The following is a 12647-nucleotide window of genomic DNA, read 5'->3' as shown; positions in this document are numbered from 1 at the left end:
CCTTCCCCACAACTCCGCTGAATTCACTTCCCTGAATTCACTTCCCTGCATTCACTTCCCTGCATTCAATCCCCCGCGAAGCCACCATCGTGAAACAACTTTTCCTTCTTGCGACCACCCTGCTTTTTTTAACCTCGATTGCGAACGCACAATCGCCACGCAAAAACATTCTCTTCATTGGCGTTGATGATTTACGCGTCGAACTTGGTTGCTACGGCGCCGAACACATGAAGACGCCGAATCTTGATGCACTCGCCCGGCAAGGACTTTTGTTTGAACAGGCATATTGCCAACAGGCCGTTTGTGCGCCCTCACGCATTAGCCTCATGACGGGCATGCGTCCGGATTCAACCGGCGTCTTTGATCTCGACCATCCCCTGAACCAAGCTCTGCCAGACGCGATGTCGATGCCTCGGTTCTTCAAGGAGAACGGCTACCGAACCGTTGCGTTCGGGAAAATCTATCACCACGGTCGCGACGACAAAGCGTTCTGGGATGTGCTCGACGCCTGCTCAACACCGCAGTACACGGGAGCGGAAACGGTTGCCGTTATCACTGAAAAAACCAAGGAAGCGCGAAAGCAAAAACTAAAAGGGAAAGAGTTCCGACAGTTCGTCAAAGGGCCGGCGTTCGAGAGTTCCGACGTCACCGACAGCACCTACTCCGACGGAGTCATCGCGGACAACGCGATCGAGCAATTGCGACAAAAAGATGATCGGCCATTCTTCCTTGCGGTTGGATTCAAAAAGCCGCATCTCCCGTTTGTCGCTCCCCAAAAATATTGGGACATGTACGCCCCGGCCGAGATTAAAATCCCTGCGCGAACACCGCCCCGCGGTGCCGCGGACCAAGCCACGACGACGTGGGGTGAACTGCGATCCTACTCCGGGATTCCCGCGAAGGACGATCTCTCCGACGAACAAACGAGAACGTTGATTCACGGGTATCGTGCCTGTGTTTCCTACATCGACCCCCAGGTCGGCCGAGTCCTCGAGGAAGTCGATCGGCAAGGCCTTCGCGAGAACACGATCATTGTTTTCTGGAGTGACCACGGTTGGAAAGTTGGAGAATACGGCGACTGGTGCAAGCACACCAACTTCGAATTGGACACTCACGTTCCGCTGATCTGCAGCGGCCCAGGGATCCCAACAGGCCAGCGTTCAAAAGCGCTCGTTGAATACATCGACATCTACCCGACGCTCGCCGCGTGGTGCGGACTGAACACTCCAAAATCATGCGAGGGCGAGAGCCTGTTGCCGCTCTTCGCCGATCCAACACTGCCTGGAAAGCGAGCGGCATTAAGCCAGTATCCTCGCGGCGGCGGCATGGGATATTCGATCCGCAGCGGCAATTGGCGTTACACGAGATGGCAACGAAAGAACGGTGAGTTGATTGCCCGAGAGTTGTACGATCATTCTCGGTCTGACATCGCTACTGAAAACGTTGCCGAGCTTCCCGAAAACACGGTCACGGTGAATCAACTCGACGCACGACTTCTTGAAATCATCAAACCAACCAACGCATCACGATAACGTCCCGCGAGCGATAACGAACGCTCAAAATACAGACGCGTTCACGTTCGCAATTTTGGATGGCGACTCGTTTGAACAAATGGTTCTGAATCCGTCGACAATCTTTTCCACCGTTCAGGAAAAGATCTTTTAGGTGCCACCTACGCATGGCAACTAACTACAGGAACAACCGTACTTCTTTCTCAAAACCTGAACGCCGTTCCGCAAACTTCCCAAACGGAACTTAAGCCACATCCCCCCAACAGAGCAGGGCGATAGTGCAACGAGCGTTTGGTAAAACGCAAAAAGTTCGTATTGACGCGTCTCTATGGTTTCCTTCAGACGCGTCTCCGAAAAGCTATCGTTTGATTTCTTAAGCACCTCTCGGTTGCTCACCCTCCACTATCCTCTCTCTAGCAAGTGGAGGCTTCCATCTAGGAGCGAAGGCAATGGCTTAAATTTGCAATCCCTCGCTTGACTAGTTTGTTTCCGCAATCGATTTGTTTGCTTGCGAATTTTGAAACGATCCGCCACTCGGACGCGGCATCCGAAACCGTTTCCAACTTTAAACCTGCTGAAAAACCATGAATTCTGCCATTCGACGACTCGTCCTCGTTTCAGTTTTGTTCGCCCCCACATTAGGCTGCGGTAGCTCCGAACCGACAGTCATTCAGCCGCTGCCAAACGATGCTGAGTTACAAGAGATCAATGATGGGATGGCCGAAGCAGCCAACGATGATACGGAATAGCTCGGCACATTGGACGCATACTTCAATACGTCCCGCTACTCAGTGATCAAGTTGCAGCCTGCGTGCGTGGCCCGTCCTTCTTATCGAAATTATGCGGGAGGGGGTTTTTCATTCGCGTAATTCTTGTAGACAGCTTTGTTTGACAAAATTTGTTTGAACAAAGAATGATTGCGCCGTCTGGATGTTTTGCTCTTTAAGTTTTCATATCAAATCAAAGTGAGTTGTGTGCGTAAGCACTGCCTTACATTCTCCTATGCGTGTTTTGATTATTCTCCTCCCCACAGGTTAATTTCATGTTCTTTAATCGATCGCGAGATAATCGCGACGGATTCACATTAGTTGAACTCCTAGTCGTGATTGCCATCATCGGTGTGCTTGTTGGACTGCTCCTCCCGGCGGTCCAGGCTGCCCGAGAAGCCGCACGTCGCATGAGTTGCAGCAACAACTTCAAACAGATTGGGTTGTCGATGCACAACTATCATTCTGCCTATAAATCGCTTCCTGGTCAGAACTGGGGAACAATTTCTCCAGGTAACGGCGGGAACGATGACAATGCGTTTCAGCAGTCGTATCTAATTGGCCTACTGCCGTTTATGGAACAGCAGGCTCTCTGGGAACAGATCGCTAATCCCAATCAAGAACGAATCGATGGCGGGACGCAGAACCCTCCCTTCCCGCCGATGGGGCCTCCTCAGTGGAATGGGCAATACGTTCCATGGGCAACGGAAGTACCAGGGCTGCGATGCCCGAGCGACCCTGGAACGGGTGCCCCCGCTCGTGGGAGGACCAACTATGCAGCTTGCATGGGCGACTCCACTGATGCCGGACACTACGGATCAACCTACATCTCTGGTGGTGCCGTGACGACGGCAGGCATCCCAAACTGGTTCAGCGGTCGAGGCCGAGCAGCGTGCCGTGGCGTCTATGTGCCAAGAGAGAGTACGGCATTCCGTGATATTTTGGATGGGCTCGCCAATACGATCGCTGGCGGCGAGATTGCGACAGATTTGGGTGATAGAGACAAACGAACAATCGCAAGTTTCCGAAACGAGAATAACAACGTGCGTAACGTTCCGCTTTACTGCCGCAACCAAAATCAAATTGATCCGCAGCGACCGCAGTTCTGGGTCAGCTCCATGCCCGGACCAGCGACTTTGGCAGCGTCGGCTGTCGGTCGTGGGTATCGCTGGGCTGCTGGCCGTATGGTCTGGTCGGGGATGAATACGATCCTGCCTCCCAATACAGAGCTTTGCTTTGGTGGTGGTGGAACGGCTGGCTCCCCCAACGATACATTCGGCACTGGTTCAGCAAGCAGTCGCCATCAAGGCGGTGCTCACGTGCTGATGGCTGACGGCGCGGTCAAGTTCATCACGGATTCGATCGAGGCTGGCGATGCAACAATCGGAAACGTTTGGCGGGATGGTACAGGGGCACGTGCACCAGGTCGCGAAAGCCCATACGGATTGTGGGGAGCCCTCGGTACGCGTGCTTCCAAGGAAGTTATCGACCAAGAGTTTTAGTCAACTCTATCGCTGAAACGCGTAGGATGAGTTTCGTTGTAGGGGAAGCTGCCAATTCGGTGGCCTCCCCTTTTTTCATTGCTTCGGACTAACAGCGTTTGGAAAATCACATCGAAACTTGAAGGCCTGATCCGCAAAGATGATCCGAATCCATGCCTCGGACACGCTTTCGATAAACGGGTAGCCCTGGACAGCCAAGGGTAGCCGCGACATCGGAGACAAACCTGAGCTGACTGGCCGGCTAAAAATTGCATACCAGACATAGCCTCCCCTTCCAGGTCTCGCTTTGACAAGAGCAACGAGAGAAGGGATTTCACCGACAAAGCACCGCGATGGCAGGCTTAAAATCAAGATAGATAAACGCTGCCGACGGGCGACTTCGGTGCTGCCCTAGCATTCCCAGAAAAGGCGACGCTGCCAATCTTGCGTGGCACTTTTCAAATAGAGTTGCGCCCGCTCCTAGGCACAGCGTTCACCGGCCTGAAGCATCCCGTGGCAGGATGAAGACACGTTCGGCAATAGGCGTTCTTGCCGACCCCATGACCTTACTGGTCCTGGCCGATCAATCAACGGACTGGAGCTTTCGCAAGATCCATTACTTGATATTGACGTGCACCAAATGCCAGTCGCTACCGGACGATCGCCTCCCATCTTAGCGGGTTTGTTGTTGCCACGGTGGTGGCATCTCGGTCCAGCGAGGCTGCTGTGGTTGGATCGGCGCCGGTTGTTGGTTGGCACCTGGGGCTGGATACGACGGGTTGTAGCCACCGGGAGCGGGCTGCGCTCCATAAGGCTGGTTACCATACCCAGCCTGGTTGTTATACCCGGCCTGGTTGTTATATCCCGCCTGGTTGCTGTACGGGTTCTGCGGTGGATAGCCTGCGTACCCGGTGTCTTGAATCGGCGCGGCTTGTGGGGGCCAGCCGCCTTGGCCGGTCGCGTACCCGGATTGCTGTTGTTGCTGCTGCTCGCGGGCGAGACGTTCTTGCTCACGCTTCTCGAGCAAATCGCGGCCCTTGTCGATCGCTTGCCGCGTGTCTTGGCGGATTTCGGTCTTGTTGATCTCGATCCGGGTTTTGTCGCCGTCACGTTCGATCGTGAACCATCCGGCCATGAAAGCACCGCCGACAGCTAATCCGAGTAAAAGCAGAGTCCGCATGGCCCATCCTTGAGTACGCAATCACTGAAAACAAAGAACGTGCCCAAAGTTGACACGTTCGGTCCGAACCGATCATAGAAAAAACGCCGACCGGCGAAAGATCAATTCTGTCCCTTCTATCGGCACAACCGGCACCAGAATTGATGTGCATTTCAACACCACCTCGAGAGCCTGACGTCCGCCACCCATGCAGCATTTCAGAGAGGAAGCGAGCGCCGCCAATTCGATAACGCGCGCTTCGTTCTCGATCCATTTGCTCGTCGTAGCCGCGAACAATCAAGAAGTAACGCTGGCCTTCATGCGTTGAATCCTTCCGGGCTCAATAGGCATCAGAAACAGACATCTGACACACGCATCCGAGACTTACCTCGGCAACGAAGATGGTTTGATAGCAATTATGTAAACGTTGCATGCCTTTAATAGGTTGCAACATTTTTCCCAAACGCGGCCCACCGTCTCGCGACAGTGGCTGCGTCGAAATCGGGAAGGCATTAAACCTGCAGATCGACACGCCCGGCGGCAACGGGTAACGAGCGAACCGGCGCCGGAGCGGAGGCGTTCGCCTTTTTGGAGTCCGCTCGATTTCGCGACGATGCGTTGACGTCAGACCATCCCGCGCGATTTCGTCCGCCCGCAAAGGCTTGGCCGTCCGCGAACTGCTGACCACCGTGACCGGCGGACTCGCCCGACTGCCCATCGGCGTCGCGCCCCATTGTATCGGTCGACGACGCGTCGGTTTCGATATCGATTCGCTGCAGTTTGATGCCCTGGTTTTCCAACGCCGCACGGAGGTCGGGCAACTGTTCTCGAAGCATCTGTGTCGCGGCGTCCGACTGCGTCACCATCCGCCCACTGAGTTGGCCGTTCTGAACGTTCATCTGCAACTGCACCGACCCGAGTTGTTCGGGTGCGAGTTTCATTCGAATTTGACCGCCACCACTGCCGAGATGCTGGAAACCGCGACTGACCCGCTGTACGAGTTTCGCCCGTTGCACCGCAGCATTCGTGTCGACGCCGGCGCTACCTTTGGCCGACGCGGAGGAATTGGCCTCGCGTCCTGGACGACTCGTCGAATCAACGCCTGGACCCGATTCCGATCCCGCACCGTCTGCGGAAAAATTCCCAGCCGACGACACCGAATTCGTCGCCGTGATGCCGCCCGATGCCGCCTTGCCCGTGACCGCGGACGCGGAAGTTTGGCCGACCGCACGAACCGCGGCCGAAGCGGCGGCCCCAACGTCGGCGGGCATCGCGGTCGAGGTTGTCGTCATGCCGGAGATGTCGATACCTCCGGAACGCGAATCCCCTTTTGCTCTCGCTCTGTCGGCCGCAACGGCTTGGCGAGCCTTCTCACCGGAGGCGTCTTGTTGAGCGTCGGATGATGATCCGTTGGACTCTGAATCTTGGTTCGCCGCACCCTGCTCGGATCCGTTCGTGTAGCGGCGACGCTCCACTTTCGATTCGGTCGGTTTATCACCATTGTCGCTCGAACTGAGTTCAACGTCCGAATCTGACTCGTCGGCTTGCTCATCCTTCGGCGTCTTCGCGGTCGCCTGAGCGAGTTCGTCAGCTTCGACCACTTGCGTTTCGAGTTCGGCGACTTCTTCGGTCGGCGAATCAGACTGGCGCCGCTCACGATCTTGAGTGGCACCGACGATCAGCTCGGGGTCAACGACCGTTTCCTGCTCACCGTTTTCTGATTCCGCGACAACGACAGGCGTTTCGCTCTCGCTCTGGTCGTCTTCTTGAGTCAGTTCGACCTGTTCAACGGTTTCACCATCACTGTCGGCATCCCCGAGCGCTTCGTCGATCGTTTCCGATTCTACCAAAGCGACGGCTTCGGATTCTTCGACGTCGGCTTCTTCGACGCCATCTAACGGCAATTCATCGTTGACCGCGACGACGGCTTGGGTATGCTCCGCCTGCGCAGCTTCATCGTTAGACGTGTCCTCGGATTCTTTGCGATCATCGACCTGAGTATCATCCGAGGAAACTGGCTCGACGGGCTCCACCGGTTGCGACGATGGTGTGTCGGCGGTGGCGATCGCGGCGAAGATTTCCGCAAACGGATCTCCCAATCCGACAGCGGTTCCGCCGTCATCGCCATTGGCCGCCGCAATTCGGCGACGCAAATTGGAGATTCCCGATTCGGTGCGTGTCGGCGATAAAGTGTCCGACGTGCGGGAGCCGGCTTGGCTCGCGCTCCATGTATGGTTCGATGTCATCACCGGCCCCCCAGCCGTGATCGGATGTCCTGGTCGGGGTGCCTTGTCCAGCGGCGAAAAGATCGCCAAACGCCAAATCCGTCGGATTATCTTCCTTGGGCGTCGTCGATCACCGTGGTCGTGGGCATCCCATCACCGATGCGGCGCAGGATCTCGTGAAGCTTGTCCTGTTCTTCAACAGATGCGAACTCCGCTAAGATATCTTTTCGTTTATCGATTGGCATAGCTTGAATGATATTAACGACATCATCAATTCTTTTATCGTCAAACATTCTCAACAGTAGCTCTTTTGACTGTTCCGCTTCGAGAGCTTGTAACGTCCGTTGGACTTCTCGGATCCCCTCTTCTTGGGCTCCTTTGCGGATTTCCTCAAGTCGGCGGTCAAATGATTCGCGACGTTCGTCGAACCGCTCGCGTTCGGATCGGAGACTCGCCAGCATGACGGAAAGCTCGTCCTTGAACTCTCGCTGGCTCCGCAGCCGCATGTCGATATCGAGACTCTGACGCTGTCGGGCTTCCAAAATCTCATCGAAATCGGGTTGCTCGCGGTCTTCGCCCTCACGCATGATTTGCCGCAATTGATTGCCGGAAATATCGATTCCGTTCACTAACGCGAGAACTTTGGTGGCGGAGGCCCCATCGAGGGTGCCTTGAAAGACAAAATAGCCAAACAGGATCAACTGGGTCAGACAGGTAGCGACGCAGACCATCGCGATCATTCGCATTAAGAATTTCATCTTTTACCGACCTCCTCGGATTCCATGGCGTTTGTATTGGGTGCCGCTAACTCACGACGCTAACTCACGACGCGTTGCGTTTCTTAATCGCTTGTCGCTGGGCGATCACCATTCTCGCCGTCGTCAGATCATCTGCTTCGGCCTGGTCCGCTTGCAACTGCAATTGATGATGCTCGGCCATTTGAGTTTCACGCAATCGCTCGAGTTGTTTCACCTCGGCCTCCGCTTCGACGAGCAGACCTCGACGACGGTTGAGCTCGACTTCCAATTTCGCTCGCGTGTCTCGAAGGGCATTCTGTTCAAGGGAGAGCTGAATGTCGTATCGTCCTTCTTGCAAAATGCGATCGACGACAACGCGATTCGTTCCCCCAGAGCCGGTAGATGCGAACCGTTGGGCGGCTTCCACGCGAACGGCGTCACGTTGTTGTTGCAACGAATCGATCTGTTCATCGACACGACGAATCGCCTCGGTTGCCTTGCCAACTTCTCCTCCAACCTCGTCACGGCGGCGGCAACGGAGAGACAACAACGACTCGAATCGAAAACGAAAAGGTGGCATCCGTGATTATCCTGCCGCGGCTGAATTGGGACGTGCGGCCGCGTTGGCTTGGGCGGCATTTGCCGCAGCGGCGGCCGCGTTTGCCTGTGCGGCCGCGTTAGCTTGTGCGGCCGCGTTTGCTTGTGCGGCCGCGTTAGCCTGCGCGCCGCCGTTACCAGCTACGGCCGGGTTCGCGGGGACGGTTTGTGCGGCGGCCAACTTCATCACCATCTGGTGCGACATCTCCATCGGTGTTTGATCGTCGCTGTGTTGCCGCAGCAGAATGTTAATGGGGTCACGCATTGCGATCGCGGCATCGATCCGGGGATCACTTCCTTGGCGATAGGCGCCGATCGAAATCAAATCTTCGCTGTTGTCGTACTGGACCATGTGCTCGCGAACTTTCAAAACGGCGTTGGCAATCTCCGGTGTCACGAGATGGTTCTGCAGTCGACTGACACTTTCGGGGATATCGATCGGGGGAAAGTGTCCACGGTGAGCGAGTTTACGGTTCAGCACGATATGCCCGTCGAGCAAACCGCGAACGGTATCGGCGATGGGTTCGTTATTGTCGTCCCCCTCAACCAACACGGTATAGAATGCGGTGATCGATCCCTTCTCAGTCCGTCCGGCACGTTCGACGAGTTGCGGCAACAGGTTGAAAACACTCGGCGGATACCCGCGAGTCGTCGGCGGTTCGCCCGCTGCGAGCCCGAGTTCACGTTGCGCCATCGCGAATCGTGTAACACTGTCGACCAACAACAAGACGTTGTGTCCTTCGTCGCGAAATTGTTCGGCGATGCTGGTCGCGGTGTAGGCTGCCGATAATCGCTGAGCGGCGGGTTTGTCACTGGTCGCCACCACCACGACACTTTTCTTCAGTCCTTCGGTGCCGAGGGTGCGTTGGATGAATTCGCCGACTTCACGTCCTCGTTCGCCGACCATCGCGATGACGACGCGGTCCGCGTTCGTGCCGCGAGTGATCATGCCCAACAGCGTGCTTTTACCGACACCGGAACCGGCAAAGATCCCGAGTCGTTGACCGATACCGCACGTCAACATCGCGTCGATCGCTCGCACACCGGTTTGCAATGGTTGATCGATTGGCGGGCGAGAGAGCGAATCGGGTGACGAGTGAGAAACATCAACACGCATCAAATCGTCGCTGAGAGGTCGCCCGTCGATCGGGCGTCCGAATGCGTCCACGATCCGCCCGCACAACGATTGCCCGACACGCAAGGTCAACGCGTGAGAGACCAATCGAACACGATCCCCCGCAGCCAATCGCGTGATCGGTTCCATCGGCGCCAGAATCGGCCGCGTATCGTCAAACCCAATCACACGAGCGAGCGTTGCCGGCGCGCCGGGTGGTTGCAACTCACAAAGAGCGCCCAACGGCGCCGTCATGCCTTGCACGGTGACGGCGTCACCGGTCACCGACGCGACACGACCGCGAACTTGAAACATGACCGCTTTGCGCAACGACGCGGCGGTGGCATCTGCATCAGGAAGACGAGGCAGGTCGAGTGTGGGAACGTTGCTCACAATAGCTCCTCACGCAAGCGGTTGAGTTGAGCGTCGAGACCGGCGGAGATTTCGCCGCCGTCTTGTCGGACGATCACGTCGCCTACCTTCAACGTTTCGTCAGGGATAACCATCGACTGCTCGGGCAAATCAGGGTTCGCGAGTAATTCGTCGAGAGCCTTACCGAGCTGCGCGAGCGTGTCGGGATGAACCGCGAGCGTCAACCGGCTCGCCGAACGCGTGCTGTGCAGCGCCTCGCGCGCCCATCGAACGAGAAGATGCTCGGCGGGTTCGTCGCCGTTCTCGTTATCATTGGATGCCTTCGGTGACTCGGTTACCGCATACCCGTCCTCCGCATTGGGCAGAACGAGTTGCGAACGCGTGAGGCGTTCGGCGGCTGCGATTGCGGTCGTGGTCAGGACCTCGGCGTACTGCCGCATCCAATCATCGTACTGCCGCTTCATTTGCTCGACGGCTTGGTGCAACGACTGCACCTGATTTTTCGCTTTCGCTTCCGCTTCGCGATTGACGCGTTGCTCGATGTCTTTGATCGCCGCTTGGGTTCCGTCACTGTGCCCTTGGACGCGGGCTTGCTTTCGCAGCTCTTCGGCTTGCTTGGTGGCTTCGGCGAGCATCGCGTCCACCTGTTGTTGACATCGCTGAATTTGCTTCCGCCCCTCGTCTGCCAAATCCGACAGGTTGAACTCCGCCAAACCGGTCTTGCCAGCCTCATGTTTGCCGATCGTTGCACCGGAGATACGTCCCGACACTCCCGCCGTTCCCGCCGGGGCGAGCGAATCCGATGCCTTTGACGTTGACGGAGCGTCAGGGGCAACCGATACGGTTTTAATCACACGCCGGGATCGACCTGCCGGCACGGACACTCCCGTCGCCGGAGTCGAATGCTCGGCGGCGGGCGTCGTTGGAGCCGACGCGGAGTCGGATTTAACAATGGTGGCCATGGAGCGATTGGTAGCGAAGGGAATCTAAGCGTGGTTGAAGAGGCGAATTCGACGCGAGGCATCGCTTGGGATATTTCCGACGTCGAGTTGGGAAAAACGCGTATCGCGTGACGCAGCCCCTGAACTCCGCAGCGTCCGCGGCACTCAACGACGCTTGTCACATCGCAACGGCTACCCGTGGTTGAGGAACACCGACGGTCGGCGTGGCGGGCGAAGACAACTGGGTGCTGATTTGTGCGGCCGCGGCGACCGCTTCTTTGGCACGATCGATATCACGAATCTCCAAAGAACCGACGGCCATCAATCGCTGACGGACCTGATTGGCTTGGGCTCGCGGCAGACATCCGATCGCCGCATCGGCCACTTTGTTCGGCAATCCACACAACGCCAAAATCGCACTACGAGTTTCTACTCGGCCGAGGGCTTCGCACAATTTTCGCGGCGGCAACTTCACGAGTTCCTGATGAATTTCATCGGTCGATAACCCACGGTTAGCGTTCGACGCACTCGTGGCTGCCTGGGGTTCACTGGCGTTACTTGTTGGGGCGTTGGGTTCATCGCGAGTGATCCGTCGTAACCGATCCGCGGCGGACTCCTGCGTATCATCAGTCGAAACGTGAGAAGCGGGTGACGCTTCGGAATGGTTGTTTTTATTTGGTGGCGTTGACGAAGGCATCTCCGCCAAGATCGCTTGCAATCGGGGCGACACGGCGGCGGCTGATGAGGGCACGTGACTCGCCGCAGTTGCGGGGTCGATTGGTTGGCCCGCGCCGTAGGCGTCGATCAAACTCTGCAACGGGTTGGGACTGCGTGTGGTGGTCATGCGTTCGACACGGGAGCGAAAACTGCTCGCCAAATCTGACAGCATTTCTTCGGGGAGCGTGTGCAGTCGTCCGATCCGGGTGAGGAGATCTTGTCGCTGAGCGGGGCCGAGTCGCGGCAACAAAGCGGCCGCACGCGAAGGCGCGATCTGCGAGAGAACGACGGCTTTGGTTTGCGGATGTTCGTCTTTAAGTAGGCTCAACAAATCCTCGTCGCTGACCTCGCCGAGAAATTCGAGCGATTGAGCGGACGGGCTATCATGATTCTGCGGCGAGTGATTCGACGCCGCGCGGGCCGAATTCTCTCGGCCCCCGTTTTCTCGGGTGCCCTTCTCTCGAGTGCCCGCGAGATGAGGCTGGTAGGCGGCCGCCGCGTGGGCAGAATGCGATAGCGTGATTTCGTCGGTGCCGTTGGACGGGGCCGTGTCCTGTTGTCGTGCGGCGCCTCGGCGGAGCGATCCGGTGAACGATTCGAGTGCCCGTCGTCGCTCCATCGGATCGACATCGATGAGGTTTGCCACCTCGTGACGGATTCGCTGCCGAGCCTCAGGAGAGAGGTCCGCGAGCAGACTTTTGGCGATTGATTTGGGCAAATCCTGCAACACGATCGCGATCCGACGCAGCGACGCGGCACGTCGAGCTTCGTTTTCGGCGGTGGATGCGACAGAATTCACAGCAGTCGGACAGACAAAAGGAACGTGGAGACGGGAAAAAGAACGATCAGCAAAGGAGAACAGCACGCGAAACGCGAGATCGAACTTTTTACGATTCTTTTTTGACTTCTACTAAAGTTCCGGGTGCGGCGCGAAGGCTGAATTCGGCGGCAGAAATTCGCGAATGAAACAACCAGGAAGACGCCCGTGAGGGCTGAATCAGCGTTGCGACCGCTCGGGCCGGATTG

Annotated in this window: 10 protein-coding genes; 3 read left to right on the top strand and 7 right to left on the bottom strand. The window is 56.9% G+C overall.

Features of this window, described 5'->3' with window-relative positions; all coding sequences use genetic code 11:
• The first annotated feature begins 89 nt into the window (after nt 1–89).
• The 3 genes from FHS27_RS18025 to FHS27_RS18015 all read left to right on the top strand — a co-directional run bounded on the left by FHS27_RS18025 (nt 90) and on the right by FHS27_RS18015 (nt 3780).
• Entirely contained in the window at nt 90–1532 is a 1443-nt protein-coding gene (locus tag FHS27_RS18025) for a sulfatase (RefSeq protein WP_184306268.1), read from the top strand.
• Between the two features lie 563 nt (nt 1533–2095).
• Complete coding sequence (locus FHS27_RS18020; RefSeq protein WP_009100125.1) at nt 2096–2260, top strand: hypothetical protein; 165 nt, start codon at nt 2096–2098, stop codon at nt 2258–2260.
• A gap of 293 nt (nt 2261–2553) precedes the next feature.
• Nucleotides 2554–3780, top strand: a complete 1227-nt coding sequence (locus tag FHS27_RS18015) for a DUF1559 domain-containing protein (protein ID WP_184306267.1) — start codon at nt 2554–2556, stop codon at nt 3778–3780.
• Between the two features lie 652 nt (nt 3781–4432).
• Here FHS27_RS18015 and FHS27_RS18010 read toward each other — a convergent pair.
• From FHS27_RS18010 to FHS27_RS17980, 7 genes are all read right to left on the bottom strand, one after another.
• Nucleotides 4433–4939, bottom strand: a complete 507-nt coding sequence (locus tag FHS27_RS18010) for a hypothetical protein (protein WP_246420070.1) — start codon at nt 4937–4939, stop codon at nt 4433–4435.
• 491 nt (nt 4940–5430) lie between these two features.
• Nucleotides 5431–7164 carry a flagellar hook-length control protein FliK gene (locus tag FHS27_RS18005; RefSeq protein ID WP_221225192.1) on the bottom strand — a complete coding sequence of 578 codons (1734 nt, stop codon included), beginning with the start codon at nt 7162–7164 and terminating at the stop codon, nt 5431–5433.
• A gap of 86 nt (nt 7165–7250) precedes the next feature.
• Nucleotides 7251–7901, bottom strand: coding sequence for a hypothetical protein (locus tag FHS27_RS18000; RefSeq protein WP_184306265.1), 651 nt, complete (start codon nt 7899–7901; stop codon nt 7251–7253).
• A 64-nt stretch (nt 7902–7965) separates the two neighbouring features.
• Nucleotides 7966–8460, bottom strand: coding sequence for a flagellar export protein FliJ (gene fliJ / locus FHS27_RS17995; RefSeq protein WP_184306264.1), 495 nt, complete (start codon nt 8458–8460; stop codon nt 7966–7968).
• Nucleotides 8461–8466: 6 nt separating this feature from the next.
• Nucleotides 8467–9984, bottom strand: a complete 1518-nt coding sequence (locus FHS27_RS17990; protein WP_184306263.1) for a FliI/YscN family ATPase — start codon at nt 9982–9984, stop codon at nt 8467–8469.
• A complete protein-coding gene (locus tag FHS27_RS17985; protein ID WP_184306262.1) occupies nt 9981–10925 on the bottom strand; it encodes a FliH/SctL family protein in 945 nt (314 codons plus the stop codon). Before FHS27_RS17985 ends, FHS27_RS17990 begins: the two co-directional genes overlap by 4 nt.
• A gap of 157 nt (nt 10926–11082) precedes the next feature.
• Nucleotides 11083–12420, bottom strand: a complete 1338-nt coding sequence (locus FHS27_RS17980; RefSeq protein WP_184306261.1) for a FliG C-terminal domain-containing protein — start codon at nt 12418–12420, stop codon at nt 11083–11085.
• Nucleotides 12421–12647 lie beyond the last annotated feature (227 nt).

Origin of the sequence: Aporhodopirellula rubra, assembly GCF_014192335.1 — a bacterium.
In the GTDB taxonomy this organism is placed as follows: Bacteria; Planctomycetota; Planctomycetia; order Pirellulales; family Pirellulaceae; genus Rhodopirellula; species Rhodopirellula rubra.
Note: the sequence above shows the minus strand (reverse complement) of the source record. Positions and strands in the feature narration are given on the sequence as shown.